General features: G+C 68.4%; 21 protein-coding genes. 10 read left to right on the plus strand and 11 right to left on the minus strand.

The genetic code is table 11. From position 1 onward, the window contains the following. The first annotated feature begins 221 nt into the window (after window positions 1-221). The gene (locus QQA13_RS09750; RefSeq protein WP_108472608.1) at window positions 222-812 is read left to right on the plus strand and encodes a DUF1415 domain-containing protein; all 591 of its coding nucleotides are present in this window, start codon (window positions 222-224) and stop codon (window positions 810-812) included. A gap of 58 nt (window positions 813-870) precedes the next feature. Continuing rightward, a complete protein-coding gene (locus tag QQA13_RS09755) occupies window positions 871-1,203 on the plus strand; it encodes a YkgJ family cysteine cluster protein (RefSeq protein WP_108472607.1) in 333 nt (110 codons plus the stop codon). Window positions 1,204-1,209: 6 nt separating this feature from the next. Here the strand turns inward: QQA13_RS09755 and QQA13_RS09760 are convergent, their stop codons facing one another. The 5 genes from QQA13_RS09760 to QQA13_RS09780 form a co-directional block, all read right to left on the minus strand. Next, the gene (locus tag QQA13_RS09760; RefSeq protein ID WP_108472606.1) at window positions 1,210-1,911 is read right to left on the minus strand and encodes a pseudouridine synthase; all 702 of its coding nucleotides are present in this window, start codon (window positions 1,909-1,911) and stop codon (window positions 1,210-1,212) included. Beyond that, window positions 1,908-2,978: a class I SAM-dependent methyltransferase gene (locus QQA13_RS09765; RefSeq protein ID WP_108472605.1), complete on the minus strand. Its 1,071-nt coding sequence runs from the start codon at window positions 2,976-2,978 to the stop codon at window positions 1,908-1,910. Before QQA13_RS09765 ends, QQA13_RS09760 begins: the two co-directional genes overlap by 4 nt. Window positions 2,979-3,045: 67 nt before the next feature. Then, complete coding sequence (locus QQA13_RS09770) at window positions 3,046-3,387, minus strand: carboxymuconolactone decarboxylase family protein (RefSeq protein WP_108472656.1); 342 nt, start codon at window positions 3,385-3,387, stop codon at window positions 3,046-3,048. Between the two features lie 92 nt (window positions 3,388-3,479). Beyond that, entirely contained in the window at window positions 3,480-5,483 is a 2,004-nt protein-coding gene (locus QQA13_RS09775) for an OPT family oligopeptide transporter (protein ID WP_108472604.1), read from the minus strand. Window positions 5,484-5,644: 161 nt separating this feature from the next. After that, on the minus strand, window positions 5,645-6,532 hold the full coding sequence (locus QQA13_RS09780; RefSeq protein ID WP_108472603.1) for a pseudouridine synthase: 888 nt from the start codon (window positions 6,530-6,532) through the stop codon (window positions 5,645-5,647). Window positions 6,533-6,637: 105 nt separating this feature from the next. On the opposite strand from QQA13_RS09780, the gene QQA13_RS09785 reads away from it, so the two are divergent. From QQA13_RS09785 to QQA13_RS09795, 3 genes are all read left to right on the plus strand, one after another. Next, window positions 6,638-7,195 carry a YaeQ family protein gene (locus QQA13_RS09785; RefSeq protein ID WP_108472602.1) on the plus strand — a complete coding sequence of 186 codons (558 nt, stop codon included), beginning with the start codon at window positions 6,638-6,640 and terminating at the stop codon, window positions 7,193-7,195. 6 nt (window positions 7,196-7,201) lie between these two features. Further along, a complete protein-coding gene (locus QQA13_RS09790) occupies window positions 7,202-7,807 on the plus strand; it encodes a cation transporter (protein ID WP_108472601.1) in 606 nt (201 codons plus the stop codon). Window positions 7,808-7,894: 87 nt separating this feature from the next. Beyond that, a complete protein-coding gene (locus QQA13_RS09795; protein WP_108472600.1) occupies window positions 7,895-8,329 on the plus strand; it encodes an FKBP-type peptidyl-prolyl cis-trans isomerase in 435 nt (144 codons plus the stop codon). A 105-nt stretch (window positions 8,330-8,434) separates the two neighbouring features. Here QQA13_RS09795 and QQA13_RS09800 read toward each other — a convergent pair whose 3' ends face one another. Both QQA13_RS09800 and QQA13_RS09805 read right to left on the minus strand, forming a co-directional pair. Next, window positions 8,435-9,292: a PA4780 family RIO1-like protein kinase gene (locus QQA13_RS09800; protein ID WP_108472599.1), complete on the minus strand. Its 858-nt coding sequence runs from the start codon at window positions 9,290-9,292 to the stop codon at window positions 8,435-8,437. Window positions 9,293-9,325: 33 nt separating this feature from the next. Further along, window positions 9,326-10,345 carry an LLM class flavin-dependent oxidoreductase gene (locus tag QQA13_RS09805; RefSeq protein WP_108472598.1) on the minus strand — a complete coding sequence of 340 codons (1,020 nt, stop codon included), beginning with the start codon at window positions 10,343-10,345 and terminating at the stop codon, window positions 9,326-9,328. Between the two features lie 103 nt (window positions 10,346-10,448). Between QQA13_RS09805 and QQA13_RS09810 the strand changes: the two genes are divergently transcribed. Both QQA13_RS09810 and QQA13_RS09815 read left to right on the plus strand, forming a co-directional pair. Continuing rightward, window positions 10,449-11,171, plus strand: coding sequence for an rRNA pseudouridine synthase (locus tag QQA13_RS09810; protein WP_108472597.1), 723 nt, complete (start codon window positions 10,449-10,451; stop codon window positions 11,169-11,171). Window positions 11,172-11,608: 437 nt separating this feature from the next. Beyond that, entirely contained in the window at window positions 11,609-12,565 is a 957-nt protein-coding gene (locus QQA13_RS09815) for an HDOD domain-containing protein (protein WP_286042002.1), read from the plus strand. Window positions 12,566-12,589: 24 nt separating this feature from the next. On the opposite strand, the gene QQA13_RS09820 is transcribed toward QQA13_RS09815, so the two are convergent. The 4 genes from QQA13_RS09820 to QQA13_RS09835 all read right to left on the minus strand — a co-directional run bounded on the left by QQA13_RS09820 (window position 12,590) and on the right by QQA13_RS09835 (window position 14,920). Continuing rightward, window positions 12,590-13,303 (minus strand): ion channel, encoded by a 714-nt coding sequence (locus tag QQA13_RS09820; RefSeq protein ID WP_108472594.1) that lies wholly within the window; start codon window positions 13,301-13,303, stop codon window positions 12,590-12,592. A 57-nt stretch (window positions 13,304-13,360) separates the two neighbouring features. Beyond that, window positions 13,361-13,834 carry a GNAT family N-acetyltransferase gene (locus tag QQA13_RS09825; protein WP_108472593.1) on the minus strand — a complete coding sequence of 158 codons (474 nt, stop codon included), beginning with the start codon at window positions 13,832-13,834 and terminating at the stop codon, window positions 13,361-13,363. Window positions 13,835-13,861: 27 nt separating this feature from the next. Next, window positions 13,862-14,044, minus strand: coding sequence for an oxidoreductase-like domain-containing protein (locus QQA13_RS09830; RefSeq protein ID WP_108472592.1), 183 nt, complete (start codon window positions 14,042-14,044; stop codon window positions 13,862-13,864). Window positions 14,045-14,143: 99 nt separating this feature from the next. Continuing rightward, on the minus strand, window positions 14,144-14,920 hold the full coding sequence (locus QQA13_RS09835) for a class I SAM-dependent methyltransferase (RefSeq protein WP_108472591.1): 777 nt from the start codon (window positions 14,918-14,920) through the stop codon (window positions 14,144-14,146). 230 nt (window positions 14,921-15,150) lie between these two features. Between QQA13_RS09835 and QQA13_RS09840 the strand changes: the two genes are divergently transcribed. The 3 genes from QQA13_RS09840 to QQA13_RS09850 all read left to right on the plus strand — a co-directional run bounded on the left by QQA13_RS09840 (window position 15,151) and on the right by QQA13_RS09850 (window position 21,042). Beyond that, entirely contained in the window at window positions 15,151-16,572 is a 1,422-nt protein-coding gene (locus tag QQA13_RS09840; protein ID WP_108472590.1) for a hypothetical protein, read from the plus strand. A 5-nt stretch (window positions 16,573-16,577) separates the two neighbouring features. Beyond that, window positions 16,578-18,884 carry a transferrin receptor-like dimerization domain-containing protein gene (locus QQA13_RS09845; protein WP_108472589.1) on the plus strand — a complete coding sequence of 769 codons (2,307 nt, stop codon included), beginning with the start codon at window positions 16,578-16,580 and terminating at the stop codon, window positions 18,882-18,884. Between the two features lie 163 nt (window positions 18,885-19,047). Continuing rightward, the gene (locus tag QQA13_RS09850) at window positions 19,048-21,042 is read left to right on the plus strand and encodes an alpha/beta hydrolase family protein (RefSeq protein WP_108472588.1); all 1,995 of its coding nucleotides are present in this window, start codon (window positions 19,048-19,050) and stop codon (window positions 21,040-21,042) included. Window positions 21,043-21,183: the final 141 nt, after the last annotated feature.

Raw genomic sequence — 21,183 nt, forward strand, 5'->3', positions numbered from 1 at the left:
AGGTATCTGCGGTCGTCGGGGTGGAACCATCCACGAGGGAATCCTGTTCAAGGGCGCGGGCACAGCCAGTTTCCGGCGCCGGGGTTCGCCATTAAATCAGGTTTGCGGAGCCAGTTGCCGTATCCGGCGGCAAGGCGTCCCGCACGGCCATCGATACGGCATGCCCGGGCCGCTGCGACGGCCAGCCGCTATAGTCGGCTGCCGCCACCTGCGAAAACCGCATGAACCCGACGCCCGCCAACGAGCTCAACGCCGACGCGCTGCCCGAGGATGCCCCCTACCTCGCCGCCACCACCCGCTGGCTGGAGCGCGCGGTGATCGGGCTGAACCTGTGCCCGTTCGCCCGCGCGCCGCACGTGCAGGGCAAGCTGCGCATGCGGGTGAGCCATGCACGCGATGCCGACGCGCTGCTCGATGACCTCTGCGGCGAGCTGCAGTCGCTCAACGCGCTGACGCCGGAGGAATGCGAGACCGGCCTGCTGATCCACCCGTTCGTGCTCGACGACTTCCTCGACTACAACGACTTCCTCGACGTGGCCGACGCCGCCGTACAGACGCTGGGGCTGGAAGGCGAATGGCAGGTGGCTGGCTTTCATCCCCGCTATCAGTTCGCCGACACCGCACCGGACGATGTCGAGAACTTCAGCAACCGCTCGCCGTACCCCACGCTGCATCTGTTGCGCGAATCCAGCATCGAGCGTGCGATGGAACAGATGAGCGACACCGACGCCATCTACCGGCGCAACATCGAGACGCTGCAACGGCTGGGCGTCGATGGCTGGCAGGCGTTGTGGCGCGACGGCACGGATTGAACACGGCAATCCCACCGGAAGTTCACATTCGCGCCGGGCGAAGCTGTCACACTGACGAGTGAAAAATATCCCCGACCCCTACGCAGAAAGCGTCGACCCCGGCGTGCACTGCAATACCTGCGAAGCCGTGTGCTGCCGCCTCACCGTAGTGCTGATGCCGGAAGACCGCGTGCCGGCCTGGCTGGTCGCCCGCGACGAATACGGCATGGAAACCCTGGCCAAGGGCGAGGACGGCTGGTGCGCCGCAGTCGACCCGAACACCTTCCGCTGCACCATCTACGAAGACCGCCCCGCCATCTGCCGCAAGTTCGCGATGGGCAGCCCGAGCTGCCGCGACGAGCGGCACAAGTGGTTCGGCAACGCGATTCCCACCGCAGTGCACGTTCTGTAGTAGCGCTTACACGGCGAAGATCAGCGCGACTTCGGCGGCATCGAGCGCACGCCATTCGCCTGGCGGCAGGTCCCCCAGCACCAGCCCGCCGACCGACACCCGCTGCAGCGTCTCCACATGATTGCCGACGGCGGCGAACATGCGGCGTACCTGGTGGTAACGGCCTTCGCTGACGCCGAGCCGGGCATGCCGCGGACCCAGCACCTCCAGCGCAGCCGGCGCCAGCGGCTCGGTTTCCGACTCCAGCAGCAGGCTGCCGCTGGCGAACAGCTCGCCCTCGTCGCCGCGCAGGTCCTGCGCCAGGGTGGCTTCGTAGACCTTGGTCACCTGCGCTTTTGGCGAGATGATCCGGTGCAGCAGTGCGCCGTCGTCGGTGAACAGCAGCAGGCCGGAGGTGTCGCGGTCGAGCCGGCCCACGCTGGACAGGGCCGGCGAACGCACGTTGTAGCGCGGCGGCAACAGGTCATACACCACGCGACCCGGGTCCTTGCGCGAGCAGGTGACGCCGAGCGGCTTGTTCATCATCAGGGTGAGCCCGGGCGGCGGATCGAGCGGCTCGTCGTCGACGCGGATGGTCTCGTACGGCACCACGTCGTCGGCGTACAGCACTTCGCCGTTCGCATCGGTGATGCGCCCGGAGCGGAACAGCTGGGTCACGTCCTTGCGGCTGCCGTAGCCCAGGTTCGCAATGAGCTTGACCAGTTTCATCCGCGCACCCCGACTGCTTCGATCACCTTGAATCCTTCCTGCACGACCAGCGTGCGCACTTCATGGAAACGCGAGGCCAGCACGGCCTCGTATGGCAGGTGCCGGTTCGCCACCAGCAGCAGCCGGCCATCCGGCAGCAGCGCCTCGGCCGCGCTGACGATGAACGCGCGGCCCAGTTCCGGCAGGTCGGCGCGCCCCTGGTGGAACGGCGGGTTGCTGACGATGGCGTCGTAGCGCTGTGCCAGGCCACGGGTGACGTCGTGCCAGTAGACCGTCACGGCCAGCTCGCGCGCGCACTCGCGCTGCGCCCGTGCCAGGTTGAGCCGTGCCGGTTCCAGCGCGCGCGCCTCGGCTTCGTACAGGTCGATCGCCTCGACCCGCGGGCAACGCGCGACGACCTGCGTGGACAGATAGCCGTAGCCGGCACCGAGGTCGGCCACGCGACCGTGCAGGTCTGCCGGCAGGTGTTCCGCCAGCAGCGCCGAGGCGGGGTCGATGCGATCCCAGGCGAACAGGCCGGGGCGGCTGAGGTAGCCGTCGGCGATGCTACGCGGTTCATCCAGTGCCAGCCATGCGGCCAGCAGGTCCTGGTCGACGTCGGCTGGCTGCGGCGTGCTCCAGAACGCGCGGCACTTGTGCTTGGACAGGTGCTGCACGGCGCCGGAAAGTTTCGCCAGGTCCGCCTCGCCCGACTTGGCGCCTTCGGCATTCGGCATCGCGGCCAGCACCGTGCCGCCCGGCGCCAGCTGCCGCAACGCGCGGGCGAACAGCGCGCGTGCCTCGTCGCGCTGGCGCGACGGCAACAGCAGCACCAGCGGAAATTTTTCATCGGCCGCCGCTTCGCCCACGCGCAGGCCGTGGCGGCCCAGTTCATCGGCGAACGGCAGGAAACCCTGCTCGCACAACCAGCCGGGTTGCGCCCTCTGGCGCAGGCTCAGCCCGGCGCGGGCGCGCAGGAACAACACGCGGCCGTCCGCCGGCATACGCAACTCGCCCGCTTCGAACGGCACGAACAGCGCGGCCAGCGCCGCATCCGGCGCGGCCGCGGAAAATCCGCCAGCAGTCACGTCATCCCCTCCACCTCGAACAGTGGCGGCATTGTACGTGGCGGCGGGCCGGAGCTGGCCGACGGGTTCAGCTGCCGCTGTGCTCGTGCACCGCATCCATCACGCGGGCGGAAAACACCAGCGCCGCACCGGCGTTGAGCGCAACCGCCACGCCCAGTGCTTCGGCGATCTCCTCGCGGGTCGCGCCGTGTTTCAGCGCCTCGCCCACGTGCACCGTGATGCAGCCGTCGCAGCGGGTGGTCACCGCCACCGCCAGCCCGATCAGCTCGCGGGTCTTCGCGTCCAGGTGGCCGGTTTTCTCGCCGGCTCCGGTCAGGACCTGGTAGCCCCGCAGCGTGTCCGGGCTGAGCTTGCCGACTTCGCCGATGCGGCCCAGCAGTTCCTTGCGGTATTGCAGCCAACCCAACATGGTGGTCACCTCGTTGTCGTGGCGGCTGGACGACCTGCCCCCGCCGTGGTGCGATGGTGCGCCACGGCGGGGGCAAATTTCCGTCAAATCACTCAAACGGTCGCTGGCGTGCGCCCCAGCCGGGCCACCCAGCGGTACAGCGCGACGTTGACCGCGACGAAGGCGATGCCGCCGATCCAGATCGCGGCAGTAGCGAAGCCGCCACCGACCAGCGCCAGCGGTGCACTCTTGCCGGAGAACACCACGATCGCCGCGATGACAACGCCGATGATGCTCTCGCCCACGATCATGCCGGAGGCCAGCAGCACACCCAGTTGCTTGGTCGACTCGGGCTTCGGACCGCGCTCGGCGCGCCTGTCGAAATACCAGCCGACGACGGCGCCGACCACGATCATCAGCGTGGTCGAGGTGGGCAGGTAGATGCCCAGGCCCACCGCCAGCGGCGGCAGCGCAGCCGACTTGGTGGTGCGGCCAAGGACGGCATCCAGCACGATCAGCGCCACGCCGATCGCGCCGCCCAGGATGATCAGGCTCCAGTCGATATTGCCCTGGATCACGCCCTGCGCCAGCGCCGAGATCAGCCCCGCCTGCGGCGCGGCCAGTGCACGCGCCGGGTCGACCCCGGGCATGCCGGCAAAACCGTAGGCCTCGTTCAGCAGGTCCAGCACCGGCGGGATCACCGCCGCGCCGACCAGCACGCCGACCACCAGCGCCACCTGCTGTTTCCACGGCGTGGCGTCGACCAGCTGGCCGGTCTTCAGGTCCTGCAGGTTGTTGTTGGCGATGGTCGCCACCGCGAATACCACCGAGGTGGCGAACAGCGCGAACGCCACCAGCCCCTTGCCGGCGTCGCCGGCCAGCTCCGACTTCACGCCGGCCACCAGCAGCAGCAACGCGGCGATGATCACCACCAGGATGCCCACGCCCGACAACGGGCTGTTGGACGAGCCGATCAGGCCGGCCATGTAGCCGCACACTGCGGAGACCAGGAAGCCCATGATCACCACGAAAGCCAGGCCGCCGATCACCAGCAGCCACAGGTCCGAACCCAGCCCGGTGGTGATGCTGAAGTCGCCCAGCAGCCAGCCGATCGGCAGCAGGCAGAGCAGGCTGATCAGGCCGACGATACCGATCGGCATGTCGTGCTCGGTACGCGGCAGCGCATCGCCCTGCCCTGCCTTGCGCGCCCGCGACGAGGCCATCGCCGAGGAAAGTCCGCTGATCACCGGCTTGACCAGCTTGGCCAGCGTCCAGATCGCCGCCACGCCGATCGTACCGGCGCCGAGGAAACGCACCTTGGTGCTCCATGCCGCCTGCGCCACGTCGGCCGCCGCACCGGTCGCTGCCGCCAGCATCGTGTAGTGCGGTACCGCCCAGCCCCAGGCGATCAACGCGCCCAGCAGCATCGCCAGACCCACCCACAGGCCGACCAGGTGGCCCACCGCCAGCAAGGCGAACGACAGGCTGAAATCGTAGCCGCTGGCACCGCCGCGGTCGCCGATGTGGAAATACTGTGCCACGTCGCTGGCGAACACCTTGGTCGCCACCACGATCGCGAACAGCGCCGAAACGATGGTGCCGGCGGCGACCGCCAGCAGTCCGGACTTGCTGCTTTCCTCCGACGCCGCGGCGGCGTCATCGCCGCCGCCGACCTTCAGCACCTCGGCGCAGGCCACGCCTTCCGGATACGGCAGGTCGGAATCGGTCACCAGCGCACGGCGCAGCGGGATCGTGTACATCACGCCGAGGATGCCGCCGGTGGCGCAGATGCCGAACGTCACCCAGAACGGAAAGCCGGTCCACCAGCCGACCATCACCAGGCCGGGCAACACGAAGATGATCGCCGACAGCGTGCCGGCCGACGAGGCGACCGTCTGCACGATGTTGTTCTCCTGCATCGTGGAGTTCTTGAACCCGCGCAGGATCGCCATCGAGATCACCGCCGCCGGGATCGAGGTGGCGAAGGTCAGGCCGGCCTTGAGGCCGAAGAACACGTTCGCCGCGGTGAACACCAGGGTGATCACGATGCCGATGATCAGGCCGCGTACGGTCAATTCGGTGCGCGGTGTCGCGCTGGACAAAGGTTTTTCACTCACGAATGGCTCTCCCCCGGATGGATGCTGCGGTGGAAGATAGCGTGGAATGGCCATGTTTGGTTACCCGGCCGCATGAAAAGAACCGGCGGGCCATGCCCTCGCGCCCGCGTGCGATCACCGCTTCGCAGAGCGGACGCTGCCCGCCACGCGTTGCCGCGGGATCACAGCGCCAGCAGGCTCTCGAAGTGCCGTGGCTGCCCGGACAGCGGATCGACGAACCCCAGTCCCTGCGCCAGCAATTTCAGCGGGCGCAGGTAGTCATCGGCGGCCGGTTCGGCCAGCACCGGATACAGGGTGTCGCCGATGATCGGCGCGCCCAGTGCCGCCATGTGCAGGCGCAGCTGATGCTTCTTTCCCGTCACCGGGAACAGCGCATAGCGCCAGACTTCGCCGCCGTGCTCAAGCACCTCGATCCGCGTCTCGCTGTTCGGCTCGCCCTCCACTTCACGCATGCGGAAGAACGGATCGCCGGCGACGATGCGCGAGCAGCGTCGCAGCGGAAACGCCATTCCGGGCAACGCCGGCGCCAGTGCCTCGTAGCGCTTGTCGATCCGGCGCTCGCGGAACAGCGCCTGGTAGGTCGCGCGGCTGGCCGGGTTCGCCGAGAACAGCACCAGCCCGGCGGTGGCACGATCGATCCGGTGCAGCGGCACCAGGTGCGGGTTGTCGAGCCGGCGGATCAATCGCCGCAACAAGGTCTGCTCGACGAAGCCGCCGGCCGGGGTCACCGGCAGGAAGTGCGGCTTGTCGGCCACCACCAGGTGCGCGTCCGCATGCAGCACGGTTTCGACGAACGGAATCGGCCGCTCGTCCGCCACCTCGCGGTAATAATGGATACGCATGCCCGGGCGATACGGCGTCTGCGGCGTGATCGCGACGCCCTGCCCGTCCAGCACACGCCCGCGCGCGATGCGGTCCAGCCATTGCGCGCGATCGATCGCGCCGAACTGCGCGCACAATCCGTCGAGCACGGTGGCCCAGGCACCTGGCGGCAGGTGCACGGTGCTGGCGCGCGGATCGCGGCTGAACGCTGCAGTGGCTCGGTTCATGACGCGGCCAGTGTACGGCGTCCGGCCAAGCCGCCGCCCTTCGGTCGGAGCAGCCGCGCGGCACGTGCGCGTAGAATGGCCGGCTTGTTGTCTGAAGGCGGGTCCATGGCACTCAACTCCACCATCTACAAGGTCGAACTGCAGGTCAGCGACATGGACCGGCATTACTACGCCACCCATGCGCTGACCCTGGCGCGGCATCCGTCCGAGACCGAGGAGCGGCTGATGGTGCGCCTGCTCGCGTTCGCGCTTTATGCCGACGAGCGACTGGAGTTCGGCAAGGGCATCAGCGACGAGGACGAACCGGCGCTGTGGCGCAAGGCGTACACCGACGAGATCGAGCTGTGGATCGAAGTCGGCCAGCCCGACGAGACGCGCATCCGCAAGGCCTGCGGCCGCTCGCGCCAGGTGGTGGTGATCAGCTACGGCGGCAACACCGCGGAGATCTGGTGGAACAAGACCGGCGCCGCGCTCAGCCGCAACAGGAACCTCACCGTGCTCGACATCCCTGCCCGCACCGTGACCGAACTGGTTGCACTGCTGCAGCGTGGCATGCGCCTGCAGGCGCTGGTGCAGGACGGCCAGCTGCAGCTGATGAACGACGCCGACGCGGTCGCCGTCGATCCGCTGCGGCGCATGGCGCCCACCGAAACCGTGGGCTGAACGATCATGCCGGCGAACGCCACGGATAAATCGCTGCGCCGCGTCGTGGCCATCGTGGCGCTGCTCAACCTGAGCTACTTCGGCATCGAGTTTGCGGTGGCGCTGGCGATCGGCTCGGTCTCGCTGTTTGCCGACAGCGTCGACTTCCTGGAAGACGCCTCGGTCAACCTGCTCATCCTGATCGCACTCGGCTGGAGCCTGAAGGCCAGGGCGCGCATGGGCATGGGGCTGGCCGCCATCCTGCTGGTGCCCGCACTTGCCACGCTCTGGGCGCTGTGGAGCAAGTTCCAGTTGCCCGCCCCGCCAGCACCGCTGCCGCTGACGGCCACCGGCCTTGGCGCGATGCTCATCAACTTCAGCTGCGCCATGCTGCTGGTGCGGTTCCGCCACCACAGCGGCAGCCTGACCCGCGCTGCCTTCCTGTCGGCACGCAACGACGTGTTCGCGAACATCGCCATCATCATCGCCGGCGCCGCCACCGCGGTGACGCATGCCGCATGGCCCGACATGGTCGTCGGCGCCGGCATCATGCTGATGAACGCCGATGCGGCGCGCGAGGTCTGGCAGACCGCACGCAGCGAACATCGCGAGGCGGCCGTCCCACGCGCGTGAACCCTCGCCGGCTCATGGCGCGGGACGCCGCGGCCGGTTTACCGGATAATCGCCGATTCGGCTACATCACTCCCACGGAGTCATCTCATGCGCTGGTTGCTGCCCCTGCTCACCGTGTTCGCCCTCGCCGCCTGCAGCACGCCTCCGCCGGCGCACGCCAGCGGACAGGTGGAGAAGCTCACCGTGATCGACCAGAAGGTCGGCACCGGCGCCGAGGCGAAAGCCGGCATGGACGTGCTGGTGCACTATACCGGCTGGCTGTACGACGAAAACGCGAAGGACAAGCACGGCGCCAAGTTTGACAGCTCGCTCGATCATGGCGCGCCGTTCAACTTCACGCTGGGCGCGGGCCGGGTGATCGACGGCTGGGACCAGGGCGTGGCCGGCATGCGCGTGGGCGGCAAGCGCACGCTGCTGATCCCCGCCGCGCTCGGCTACGGCGCCCGCGGCGCCGGCGCCGACATCCCGCCGAACGCCTCGCTGGTGTTCGACGTGGAACTGGTCGACGTCAGCACGCATTGAGCCACTTCCCGTACCGCGTGCAGGAGCCCGCTCGCGGGCTCCTGCACGGGCCGGGGGTATGCAAGTTGGGGGAGCGCAGCGAACTCCGACCTGCCCCGGAATCGCTCAGTCTTCCTGTGCCGCTGCCTCGCGCCCCTGCTGGCGGATGATCGCTTCCTCGCGTGCGTCGATGATCGACTGCATCACGCTGTCCACGTCGACGATGCTTTCGTCGAACTCGAAACGGCCGCTGAGCTCGCTGTCCGGGTGCAGTTCGCCCAGTTCGTACAGCGCCCACATCTCCTCGCCGTAGTGGGTGTCCAGCAGCTCCGGCGCGAAGCGCGACAGGCTGATCGTGATGTTGCCCACGTCGCGACGCAGCATGGTGCGCGCATTGTTGTTGCCCGAGGCGCTGACCGCCTGCGGCAAGTCGATGATCACCGGACCGTGCGGCCCGACCAGCACGTTGTATTCGGACAGGTCGCCGTGGATCAGCCCCACGCACAGCATGCGTGCGACCTGCTGCATCAGGAACCGGTGATACTCGCGCGCGGTGTCGGCCGACAGCTCCACCTCGCCCAGCCGCGGTGCCGAATGGCCGTCCGCATCGGTGACCAGCTCCATCACCAGCACGCCGCTGAAGTAGCCGTAGGGTTTCGGCACGCGCACGCCAGCGGCGGTGAGCTGGTACAGCGCGTCGACCTCGGCATTCTTCCACGCCGCCTCGGCCTCCTTGCGGCCGAACTTGGTGGCCTTGCCCATCGCCCGTGCCTGCCGGCTGCCGCGCACCTTGCGGCCCTCCTGGTACTGCACGCGCGCCTGGAAACTGCGCTGCGCCATGTCCTTGTAGACCTTGGCGCAGCGGACGTCCTCGCCCGAACGCACGACGTAGACGGATGCTTCCTTGCCGCTTTTCAGCGGCCGCAGCACCTGATCGATCACGCCTTCGTCGATCAGGTCCTGCAGGCCCTTGGGGGTTTTCATGCGTGGGGGGCTTCGCTCATGGGGAACACGCCATTATCCCCGATCGGCGACCGGTTCGCGGCCGGCGCCAAGCCGATCGCGCGCGGCTGCCGCGAGCTCGAACGAATACCGCCGCGCGGCGTGCTCGAACACGTTGGCGGTGAGCAGCAGCTCGTCCGGCCGGTGCCTGGCGATGAACGCCTCGATGCCATCCTTCACCGTGCCGGCGTCGCCGACCACCGCGCAGGCCAGCGCGCGCTCCACCATCAGCTTCTCCGGCGGCGCCCAGTACGACTCGATATCGTCGATCGGCGGCGGGATCAGCCCCGGCCGGCCGCGGCGCAGGTTGATGAAACTCTGCTGCTGGGTGGTGAACAGGCGCCGCGCCTCGGCATCGCTGTCGGCCGCGACCACGTTCAGGCCCAGCATCGCGTACGGCTGCTGCAGCCGCGCCGACGGGCGGAAGTCGCGCCGGTACAGCGCCAGCGCCTCGTCCATCGCGTCCGGCGCGAAATGCGAGGCGAACGCGAACGGCAGGCCGAGTTGCGCCGACAGCTTCGCGCTGAACAGGCTGGAGCCGAGCAGCCACACCGGCACCTCGACACCGGCGCCCGGTACGGCGCGCACTGGCCGGCCGGGCCGGGCCGGCTCGAAATAGCCGAGCAGCTCCAGCACGTCCTGCGGGAAGGCATCGGCGCTGTCGAAGTAGCGGCGCAACGCCTTCGCGGTGGGCTGGTCCGTGCCGGGCGCGCGGCCCAGGCCCAGGTCGATGCGCCCCGGATACAGCGAGGCCAGCGTGCCGAACGCCTCGGCCACCTGCAGCGGCGCGTGGTTCGGCAGCATGATGCCGCCAGCGCCGACGCGGATGGTCGAGGTGCCGCCGGCCACGTGGCCGATCAGCACCGCCGTCGCCGCGCTGGCGATGCCGGGCATGTTGTGATGCTCGGCCAGCCAGTAGCGACGGTAGCCCAGCCGCTCGGCGAGCCGGGCCAGGTCCAGCGTGTTGCGGAACGCCTGGCTGGCGTCACTGCCTTCGGTGACCGGCGCCAGGTCGAGGATGGAAAACGGGATCATGTCGGGCTCTCGCCAAGTGGATGGCCACGATGTGGGGGCTGCCGCGCGGATTGCCACCGGTGCCTGCGCCTACAATGGCCCACCCTTGTCCCATGGCATCCCGATGAGCGAACCCGTCCGCCTCGCCAAACGCGTCGTCGCGCTGACCCGGTGCTCGCGGCGCGAGGCCGAGCAGTACATCGAGGGCGGCTGGGTGCGGGTGGATGGCGTCGTGGTGGAGGAACCGCAGTTCATGGTCGACACGCAGCACGTCGAACTCGACCCGCAGGCCGAACTGGCACCCGCTGAACCGGCCACCCTGATCCTGCACAAGCCGCCTGGCTACGACGCCGGCAACGGCCCGAACCCGGCCAGCGCACTGGTCACTCCGCAGACACGCTGGCCCGACGACAATTCCGGCGTGCGCCCACTAAGACGCCACCTGCAGCGGCTCACCACGCCGTTGGCGCTGCCGACCCAGGCCAGCGGCCTGCTGGTCTTCACCCAGGACTGGCGCGTCACCCGCAAGCTCGGCGAGGACATCGAGCGGATCGAGCAGGAGTACGTGGTCGAGGTCAGCGGTGCATTGATCCCGAACGGACTGGCCCTGCTCAACCACGGCATGCACTTCAACCACTACGCGATGCCGCCGATCAAGGTCAGCTGGCAGAGTGAGCAACGCCTGCGCTTCGCGTTCAAGGTATTGCAGCCGAGTCGGATCGAGCCGATGTGCAACGCGGTCGGCCTGAAGGTGCTGGCGATGAAATGCCTGCGCGTGGGCCGCATCCCGCTGGCGAAACTGCCGCCGGGGCAATGGCGCTACCTCGCTCCGCACGAACGCATCTGACCCGGGGCCGCCGGCTGCCTTGTGCCTTGGCCGGCGGAACCGCTTAGACTTGCCTGTGCGTCACCGCCATCCAACCACACCACGGAGAACAGCATGAGCAAGGGTATGGACTCGAAGAAGAACGAGAAGAAAAAGCCGGCCAAGACCATGAAGGAAAAGAAGGCCGCCAAGCAGGAAAAGAAGAAGAACAAGTAGGCCCGGACCCTCGCGCGCCGCGGCGCGACAGCCACCCCGGGGCACGGCGGCCCGCTCCGCGATGCGCTGGCCGGCCGCCTCGCCCGCCCTGGCTAAACTTTCCCCGCCTGCTGCCGATAGCCTGAGGCGGGCTGCCCGGGAGTCGGCACGCGGGGATGAGGGCACGGAACATGGGGAATATGTGGCGGCGCTTTTTTCGTGGCCGACAGCCAGCGCCAGCGCACCGCACGCGGCCAACCGCCGTGACGACCACGCACGCACCCCCGATCACGCCAGCCGTTCGATCGGCCGTGCCGCTGGCGGAAATCGAGGATCGTTTCCAGCGCTTCGTACTCGACCTTCCCGACAGCGATGCGAGCGCGCCCAGCACATCCGAGCTGGCCACGCTCAGGCGGCTGGAACTGCTCGGCGCCCGCTTCGACATGCACAGCCTGCCGCGCCTGCCGACGGTGTTGCCGCAACTGCTGCGCGCCCTGAGGAACGACAAGGCCGGCGGCGGCGAACTGGCCAAGCTGATCGGCCGCGATCCCCTGATGGTCGGCGAAATCATGCGCGTCACCGGCAGCGTGCATTACCGCGCCGCGCAGCCGATCACCAGCCTGCAGCAGGCGGTGGTGCTGCTGGGCCAGGACGGCCTGCGCCGGGTACTCACCCAGCACGTGATGAAGCCCATCCTGCAGGCCCATGCCGGCGCGTTCGGCCATGCCGCCGGCGAACGCCTGTGGCATCACGCCGAGCGTTGTGCGCATGCCTGCGCCTGGCTCGGCAGGAACAGCGGCTGCGACGCCTTCGAAGCCTATCTGGCGGGAATCGTCTGCCACGCCGGTGACAGCGCCGTGGTCCGCCTGCTGGGCAAAATGAAACCCGCCGGCGAGAAAGCCGAGCCGCCCTCGCCCGGCTTTCTCGCCGGTTGCGCCGGGCTCGCCGCGCGGCTTTCGCTGCAGCTTGCGCAGCACTGGGAACTGCCCCCGCGCGTGATCGACGCGTTGACAGAACGCCAGGCCCCGGCGACGCCGGCAGCCTCGCCGCTGGGCAACGCCCTGTCGGTGGCCGACCTGCTGGCGATGGCCCAGTTGCTGGCCGAGCACGAACGACTCGACGACGACCCGGATCTCAGCCAGGGCTGGCCCGCGGTCTTTGCGCCGAACCTGGTGGCGCGTTGCCGGCAGGACCTGCAGCGCAACTTTCCCGCGACGTGAGCAACCCGCGGCCACGCCGCCCCGTCACTCGCCCCGACGCAGCAGGGTCAGCCCGATCAGACGCGACACCACCAGCGCGACGTACATCACCCCCGCGAACATCTCCAGGCTGGCCACCGCGCGGGCGTGCACGGTGATCGGGATGACATCGCCGATACCGGTGCTGGACAGCAGCGCGAAGCTGAGGAACAGCAGCTCGGTCCAGCTGCGCGCCTCATGCGGGTTGACCGCGGCGGAGAAGCAGCCCGGCTGCAGCGTCTGGCACAGCACGAATACATAGGTAAACGCCCACACCAGCAAGGTGAATGTGGCGCCCGCCGCAAACAGTTCGTCGGTGGTGGCGCGGCGGTCCGCCAGCATGTAGCTGATCAGGCACCCGGCCGCGTAGAAATAGAACGTGGCCTCCAGCGCGGCCCACCACGGCCGCAGCGGCGGCAGGTTCATGGTCAGGTCGAGCACGTTGAGCAGCACCGCCGGCAGTGCGATGCAGGCGCTGATCCAGGCGCGCCCGCGCGTACGCCGCACCATCGAGATCGCCAGCCCCAGCACCAGCACGCCGAACGCGCCGAACAACGCCCGCGCCGGGCGCGTGTGCTCGATGAACGGATACAGCAGCAGGCCGCCCAGCTGCACCAGCAGCAGGATTGCCGAAGGGTGCCGGATGATCCGCACCAGCCAGCGCAGGTGGGCAAAGCGGATCAGTGCTCCCGTCGCCGTCGTTTCATCGCTGCCGTGCATGCCTTCATCCTCCCGCCGATCGCTGCCGTGCGTGGGCCCCCCTGGCCCGCTGCCGGCTCATTCTGACAGTTCCAGGTGCATCGGCTGGGTGACCAAGCCGGTGTCGCTGACCAGCAGCGGCCCGCTGGGCACGAAACCGAAGTGCAGGTACACCGGCACCGCCATGGCCGAGGCTTTCAGCGTGAAACGCCGCGTGCCGGCGCGACGTACCGCGTCGCGCATCGTGCGCTGCCACAGCCGGCGCGCGATGCCGCGCCCGTGCATGCGGGTGCTGACGAAGAACTGGAACAGATGCGAGTCGTCGCGCATCGCCGCCACACCGACCAGGCGCCCGTCGTCCTGCCACGCCAGGTGGAAGCGCTGGCCGGCCAGGATCTTGCTCCGGATCATCCCGGCACCCATGCCACGCAGCAGCGGCCCGGCCGCGCTGGCCGGCTGCCACGGCAGGATCCAGCGCCGCGTCACCCGGCGCGCCAGCGCACCGATCGCGAGCGCATCCTGCGGACGGGCGAGACGATAGTGGATGGTCATGGCTGCTCCCACAAAAAAACAGCCGGCTCAGGGCTGGCGCGCACGCCACGCCGCCAATGCCAGCTCGTAGCGTTCAAGCGCCTCTTCGTGGACGTCGTGGACACAGCGCACGCAACCCTCGCCGCAGCAATCGGCGGCGTCCGGCTCGCGCGGGCGTTGCGGCGGCGGGTCCGGATCGGGGGTTGGCGGGGTGGGACTGGCGGGATTCACGGCGTTCCGGTCGGCATCGGGTTCCGGGCGGCGAACCTGCCCGGAACCCGATGGTGCCGCCGATCGCCGCCGCGACTCAAGCGGCCGCGGCGGGGCGGTTCAATTCGCCGGCTTGCGGAAGCGGTAGATGAACTGGTCGGTATGGCCGCGTATCGACTTGTCGAACACCTTGATGTCGAGCGGGTCGGCCGGGTTGCGCAGCGCGTCGCTCTCGCCGTCGAACACGAAGCCGGCCGCCTCCACTTCCTGCTTCACCACCGCCGGATCGATGCGATGCAGGGTGTCGGTGTCGGCGAGGCCGGAGCCGGCCGGGGCCGCGTGGTCGATCACCACGAACAGGCCGCCCGGCTTGAGCGCGTCGTAGACCCGCTTGTCGAAGCCGGTCATGTCCACCGGGCCCATGAACGGGTCGTGGTAGTCGTGGTAGTTCTGCGCGGTGAACACCAGGTCGACCGGTTCCGGCGCGCTCAGCAGCGCCGCCGGTTGCTGCAACAGGGTGACGTTGGCGTAATGCGGCGTGGCGGCCAGCTTCTGCCACTGCGCAAGGCTCTTGCTGGCGTACTTCGCCATCTCGCCCGGCCACACCGTGTAGACGTGTCCCTGCGGGCCGACGATGGCGCTGAACACGCGCGTCCAGTAGCCGCTGCCCGGCACCAGCTCCAGCACCTTCTGGCCCGGCTTCACCTCGGCGAAAGCCATCACCTGGGCCACCTTGCGGCGGGCGTCGTCGGCGCGGTCGGTCTGGCGGGCGGGGTCAGCGAGCGCTTTCTGCACCGCGGCGGAGACCGCCGCTTCGTGCGGTTTCGCCGCCTGCTGGGCCAGGGCCACGGCAGGAAAGGCGACGGCAAGCAACACAGCAAGGACAGTGGGACGCATGGTCGTACTCCTCAGTGGGCAAGGGTTCGCCGATTGTGCTCCCGAATCGCGGCAATGGCCCCGTGCCGCTTGGCACGGGGCACCACCCCGGTTCATGCTCCATGCTCGACCGCGACCATGCCCACCCGGGCCGGTCATCCGCACACGTCCCGGCGTGCTGCCACGCGACAGCCTGCGCGTGCCCGCAACACAGGCAGACGACCTCCCGAACACCGTATCAGGAGAACCCGATGCCAAGCCGTACCTCCTTCCCCATGCTCGGCCTTGCGCTTGGACTGCTGCTGCCCGCGCTGCCGGGCCATGCGCAGTCGGCCGCGCAATGGCAGGCGGAACAGGTCGCCGCGTCGCAAAAATCCGAGCAGATCATGCACGAGGCCGACAAGTACAAGAGCCTGCTGGCCCAGTACCAGGTGATGCGCTATCCCTACGCCACCAACCCGGACCCCGCCTTCCACATCATCTTCGGTCAGTACCTGAGCTGGTACCAGAGCTTCATCGGCGACTATCCGGACGCCGCCGCCAGCTTCTCGATCAGGCAGCCGGCGCTGCCGGACGACCGCCCTTCGCCGCTGGGCAACCCCGGCTACCGCGCCAGGCCCGCGCTGGAAGCGATTCCCGAGCTGGCCAGGAACTACCGTGCGGTGTTCCTCAACGAAGCGCACAACATACCGCTCACCCGCACGCTGACCGTACAGTTGCTGGGCAAGCTGCGCGCGGAGGGCTTCAACTATTTCGCCGCCGAGACGCTTTACCAGACCGACAGCGGGCTGCAGGCGCGCGGCTACCCGGTCGCCGGCAGCGGCTTCTATACCGAGGAGCCGATCTACGCCGAGATGGTGCGCACCGCCCTGAAACTCGGCTTCAAGGTGGTCGCCTACGAGGCGCTCTCCGCGGCCACCGGCGACGCCCGCGAAGCCGAGCAGGCGCGCAACCTCTACCGCGAGGTGTTCAAGAATGACCCGCAGGCGCGGCTGGTGATCAACGCCGGCTACGCGCACATCCAGGAATCGGGCGTCTATCTGGGCGGCTCCTCGATGGCCGAGCACCTGCACAAGCTCAGCGGCATCGACCCGCTCACGGTCGAGCAGACCATGCTGTACCCGCATCCGTCAGCCAACGACGACCACCCCGACTACGCCCCGGTGATGAAGCAACTGCGGCCCGGGGCACCGATCGTGTTCGTGAACAAGCAAGGCCAGCCGTGGTCGCTGCGCCCGGGCTACGACGTCAGCGTGTTCTTCCCGCCCGAACGGCTCAAGCGCGGCCGCCCCGGCTGGCTCGATCTCGGTGGCATGCGCAAGCCGTACCTGGTCGGCGGCGAACGCTGCGACCACACCTATCCGTGCATGGTCGAGGCGCGTTATGCCGACGAGGGCAGCGACGCGATTCCCGCCGACCGCCTGGTGCTCGACCCGCTGCCGTTGAACGCCGTCACCAGCGACCGCATCAGCAACGGGCTGATCGAACCCCACAGCCTGCTCTACCTGCGTCCCGGCAAGTACCGGCTGACCTACACCGATGCGGATGCGCACCAGCTGTTCGCCCGCGACGTCACCATCCGGGACGGCGATGCCGCCCCGCCGTCCGATCTCGTCGATCCACCTCCGCCGGCGCCGCCGGCAGAATCCGCCTCCACCACCCAGGGGAAATGACCCATATGACCCGATACGCGATACGACCTGTGCTGACCCTGAGCTGTCTGCTGGCGACCTTCGCCGTCGCCGCCGCCAACGCACCGGGTCACGCCGATGACGGCAGCATGTTCGGCTTCAGCACCAGCGCGGCGACCGCCCAGCAGGACCTCGAGCGGCGCTTCGACGCCCAGCTCGATCCCGCCGAACTGCGCAGCTGGCTCAAGCAGATGTCGTCGCAACCCAATCAGGTCGGCTCGCCGCACGACAAGGCGAACGCCGAATTCATGCTGGCGAAGTTCCGCGAATGGGGCTGGGACGCGCACATCGAGACGTTCAGCGTGCTCTACCCCACACCGAAGAAGGTCGCGCTGGAACTGCTGGGGCCGAAGCCCTACACCGCTACGCTGCATGAACCGGCCGTCGCCGGCGATGCCACTTCCGACCTCGCCGGCGTTCTGCCGCCGTACAACGTCTACGGCGCCGACGGCGACGTCAGCGCGCCCGTGGTCTATGCCAATTACGGCATGCCGGACGACTACAAGGAGCTGGCGCGGCGCGGCGTCGACGTGCGCGGCAAGATCGTCATCACCCGCTACGGCGGCGGCTGGCGCGGGCTGAAGCCCAAGCTGGCGCAGGAGCACGGCGCCATTGGCTGCCTGATCTATTCCGACCCGCACGACGACGGCTACGCCGAGGGCGACGTCTATCCACAAGGCGGCTGGCGTCCGGCGCAGGGCGTGCAGCGCGGCTCGGTGGCCGACATGCAGCTGTATCCGGGCGACCCGTTGACCCCGGGCATCGGCTCCACGCCCGGCACGAAGCGACTGGCACTGAAAGACGCGAAGACCATCCTGAAGATTCCGGTGCTGCCGATCTCCTACGCCGACGCCACGCCGCTGCTGCAGGCGCTGCGCGGCCCGATGGCGCCGGCCAACTGGCGTGGTGCGCTGCCGCTGACCTACCGCGTCGGCCCGAGCGCGAGCAAGGTCCACCTGACCGTGCTGTCGGACTGGAGCCAGAAACCGGTTTACGACGTGATCGCCATGCTCAAGGGCGCCACCGCGCCGGACCAGTGGGTCGTGCGCGGCAACCACCACGACGGCTGGACCTTCGGCGCGTGGGACCCGCTCTCCGGCAACGTCACCCTGATGGCCGAGGCCAAGGCCATCGGCGGCCTCGTCAAGCAGGGCTGGCGGCCCCAGCGCACGCTGGTCTATGCCAGCTGGGACGGCGAGGAACCGGGCCTGCTCGGTTCCACCGAGTGGGCCGAGGCGCATGCCGCAGAACTGCAGCAGAAGGCCGTGCTGTACCTCAACTCCGACACCAACGCTCGCGGCTTCCTCGATGCCGGCGGCAGCCATTCGCTGCAGCATCTGGTCAACCAGGTGGCCGATGGCGTGACCGATCCGGAAACCAATGTCAGCGTGCGCGAGCGCCTGCGCGCGCACATGCTGGTCGACGGCAGCAGCAAGGATGCCAAACCCGAAACGAAGGCCATCGCCAAGCTGGCGGCCGAAGGCGGCGACGTGCCGATCCAGGCGCTGGGTTCGGGCTCCGACTACAGCGCCTTCCTGGAACACCTCGGCATCGCCTCGCTGAACCTCGGCTTCGGCGGCGAAGACGACGACGCCGGCATCTACCACTCGCGCTACGACTCGTTCGACCACTATGTGCGTTTCGGCGATCCGGACTTCGCTTACGGCGTGGCGCTGGCCAAGGTCGCCGGGCACATCATGCTGCGCACCGCCGATGCCGGCGTGCTGCCGCTGCGCTTCGGCGACTTCAGCGACACGCTCGACCGCTACGTGGGCGAGCTGCACAAGCTGGTCGACGACACCCGCAAGGCCACCGAGCAGCAACACAAGCTGCTGGACAGCCACGCGTTCGCGCTCGACGCCGACCCCACCCGCCCGGTCGCCCCTCCCGCGCGCGACTCGGACATGCCGGCGATCGACCTGGCCCCGCTGGACCAGGCCGCGAAACGGCTCAGGCAGAGCGCCCAGGCGTATCAGGCGGCCTACACCAGACACGCCGCCGGCTCCGACCTGCCCGCAGCCCGGCAGCAGCAACTGAACCAGCTGATCGGGAGCATGGAGCAGACCCTCACCGATCCCGCCGGCCTGCCCGGTCGCAACTGGTTCAAGCACTTCATCTACGCACCGGGCATGCTCACCGGCTACGGCGTCAAGACCGTGCCCGGCGTGCGCGAGGCCATCGAGGCACGACGCTGGGACGAGGCCAGCCATTACGCCGCGCTCACCGCCAAGGTGCTCGACCGCTACCGTGCGCAACTCGACCGGTTGACGGCGCTGCTGGACCAGCGATCCTAGCCTGCCGCGTCACGCTCGATCGCGAGGCGGCCAGACCACCGGCCGCCCTCGATCCGCTCCAGCGTTGCACCCGTCCCGATACGGTTGGCGCCCTGCTATAAATATCTCCCTGGGGCAACCGGCAGGTTGCACGGTCGTTCCATCACGACAGGGGAAATCAACGATGAGGATGCAACGCTGGATCGTTGCGGGTCTGCTCTTGCTGTTTACTGCCGTGCTGCAGGCACAGCCGGTCTCTTATGCCGAACTGGCGCGGCATACCCAGTACAAGGACGTGAAAATCTCGCCCGACGGCAAATACCTGGCCGCCACCGCCGTGGTGAACGGGCAGACCGTGCTGGCCCTGATCCGGGTGTCCGATCACCAGGGCAACCTGGTTCGCCCGCGGCAGGAGGACGACGTCACCGATTTCTGGTGGGCGTCCGCTACCCGCGTGCTGTATTCCGTAGGCGAACGTGTCGGCGGTTACGACGCGCCGTTTGCCACCGGCGAACTGTTCGCGGTCAACGCCAGCGGCAATGGCGCGGACATGCTGTACGGCTACCGCCGCAGTGGCATGAGCACCGGCTCGCACATCCAGCGGGCGACAGCCGAATACGGCAGTGCCGAACTGATTGCCACCATCCCGGACGATCCCAACCATGTGCTGGTATCCATCAGTTCGTGGTCGGGAGGCGGGCTTGAGGGCGCCATCCCCGTGGCCTACCGCATGGACGTGCGCAACGGCAACAAGACACAACTCATCGTTGCCCCCATGCGTGGCGCAAGCTTCGTCGCCGACCACCAGGGGCGGATCCGCTTCGCGGCTGGTTTTGACAATGACGGCAACGCCAAGGTCTACCAGCACCCGATCGATGGTGATGGCTGGCAGCTGCTGCCGGAAGCAAGCAAAAACCGCTCGATGCCGATCGAATTCAACCGCGATGACAGCGAGGCGTATTTCACCTGTTCGGCACCCGCCGCCTTCGGCGTTTGCAGCTGGGATCCGGCAAAGCAGTCGCTCAGCGTCGTGTGGAGCAATCCACACGTCGAAGCGACCCGGATACTGCAGGGCCTGGCCGACGACAGCATCCTCGGCGTGGGCTTCATGGACGGCCGTACCGGCACCGCGTTGTTCGACGCGCAGTCACCCGATGCGCAGACCCTGCTCACCCTGATGAAGCAGTTCCCCGGCGAGAGCGTCCGCTTCGTCTCCGGCACGCGCGATGGCAGCCTGAGCGTGGTGCTGGTCGAGGCGGACGCCGATCCCGGCACGTTCCTGCTGTACGACGCCAAGGCCCGGAAACTCACGCCGCTGCTGGCCCGGGCCTCGTGGATCGACCCCGCCCGGATGGCCACCATGCAGCCGGTCGACTTCGCGGCACGCGACGGCATGCAACTGCACGGCTACGTGAGCTATCCGCCCGGCAAGGAAAGCGTCAGGCACCTGCCGATGGTGGTGCTGGTACACGGCGGCCCGTTCGGCGTCCGCGACCATTGGGAATACCAGCCGGACGTGCAGGCGCTGGCAACCCGTGGCTACGCCGTGCTGCAGGTGAACTATCGCGGTTCCGGTGGCTACGGCTACGACTACGAACGCGCCGGCTGGAAGGAGTGGGGCGGCAAGATGCAGGACGATGTCACCGACGCGACCCGCTGGGCGATCACACAAGGCATCGCCGATCCGCAGCGGATCTGCATCTACGGTGGCAGCTACGGTGGTTATGCGGCACTCGAGGGCGCGGTGAAGGAGCCGGATCTGTACAAGTGTGCGGTCGGCTACGTGGGCGTCTACGACCTGCCCCTGATGTACCGCCGCGGCGACATCCCGCAATCGAGCTCTGGCGAGGCCTACCTGAAGCGCCAGCTGGGCGACGACATGGACGTGCTGGCCAGTCATTCGCCGATCAACCAGCTCGACCGGCTCAAGGCACGCGTGATGCTGGTGGTTGGCGGCGAGGACAAGCGCGTGCCGCCGATCCAGGGCACCAACCTGCACCAGGCGCTGGCGAAACGGAACATCGCGCACGAATGGCTGTACAAGTCCAACGAAATGCACGGCTTCTACGACGAAGCCAACCAGGCCGAGATGTATGCAAAGCTCGTGCAGTTCGTCGACTCCAGCATCGGCCCCGATGCCACGGCGACGGGGAGCAGCAATACCGCCGCCGCCCACTGACCCTCTGCGGGGAAAGACGCGCTCCTGCCCGATTCCGGCAGGAGCGCGCCGTTACGTGGCAGCCGTCGCCGTGGCGGCGCGACCGGCGGTTCGGATTGCCTGCCCAACTGATGGGCTACGCGCAGCCACACCTGTTCTGGC

The sequence above is a fragment of the Rhodanobacter thiooxydans genome, from assembly GCF_030291135.1.
Lineage (GTDB): Bacteria > Pseudomonadota > Gammaproteobacteria > Xanthomonadales > Rhodanobacteraceae > Rhodanobacter > Rhodanobacter thiooxydans_A.

Excerpts from the sequence above, each read along its gene's own strand:
- QQA13_RS09750 (WP_108472608.1), top strand. The coding sequence starts at position 222 with ATGAACCCGACGCCCGCCAACGAGCTCAACGCCGACGCGCTGCCCGAG.
- QQA13_RS09760 (WP_108472606.1), bottom strand. The coding sequence starts at position 1,911 with ATGAAACTGGTCAAGCTCATTGCGAACCTGGGCTACGGCAGCCGCAAG.
- QQA13_RS09770 (WP_108472656.1), bottom strand. The coding sequence starts at position 3,387 with ATGTTGGGTTGGCTGCAATACCGCAAGGAACTGCTGGGCCGCATCGGC.
- QQA13_RS09780 (WP_108472603.1), bottom strand. The coding sequence starts at position 6,532 with ATGAACCGAGCCACTGCAGCGTTCAGCCGCGATCCGCGCGCCAGCACC.
- QQA13_RS09785 (WP_108472602.1), top strand. The coding sequence starts at position 6,638 with ATGGCACTCAACTCCACCATCTACAAGGTCGAACTGCAGGTCAGCGAC.
- QQA13_RS09790 (WP_108472601.1), top strand. The coding sequence starts at position 7,202 with ATGCCGGCGAACGCCACGGATAAATCGCTGCGCCGCGTCGTGGCCATC.
- QQA13_RS09795 (WP_108472600.1), top strand. The coding sequence starts at position 7,895 with ATGCGCTGGTTGCTGCCCCTGCTCACCGTGTTCGCCCTCGCCGCCTGC.
- QQA13_RS09800 (WP_108472599.1), bottom strand. The coding sequence starts at position 9,292 with ATGAAAACCCCCAAGGGCCTGCAGGACCTGATCGACGAAGGCGTGATC.
- QQA13_RS09805 (WP_108472598.1), bottom strand. The coding sequence starts at position 10,345 with ATGATCCCGTTTTCCATCCTCGACCTGGCGCCGGTCACCGAAGGCAGT.
- QQA13_RS09810 (WP_108472597.1), top strand. The coding sequence starts at position 10,449 with ATGAGCGAACCCGTCCGCCTCGCCAAACGCGTCGTCGCGCTGACCCGG.
- QQA13_RS09820 (WP_108472594.1), bottom strand. The coding sequence starts at position 13,303 with ATGCACGGCAGCGATGAAACGACGGCGACGGGAGCACTGATCCGCTTT.
- QQA13_RS09825 (WP_108472593.1), bottom strand. The coding sequence starts at position 13,834 with ATGACCATCCACTATCGTCTCGCCCGTCCGCAGGATGCGCTCGCGATC.
- QQA13_RS09835 (WP_108472591.1), bottom strand. The coding sequence starts at position 14,920 with ATGCGTCCCACTGTCCTTGCTGTGTTGCTTGCCGTCGCCTTTCCTGCC.
- QQA13_RS09840 (WP_108472590.1), top strand. The coding sequence starts at position 15,151 with ATGCCAAGCCGTACCTCCTTCCCCATGCTCGGCCTTGCGCTTGGACTG.
- QQA13_RS09845 (WP_108472589.1), top strand. The coding sequence starts at position 16,578 with ATGACCCGATACGCGATACGACCTGTGCTGACCCTGAGCTGTCTGCTG.
- QQA13_RS09850 (WP_108472588.1), top strand. The coding sequence starts at position 19,048 with ATGAGGATGCAACGCTGGATCGTTGCGGGTCTGCTCTTGCTGTTTACT.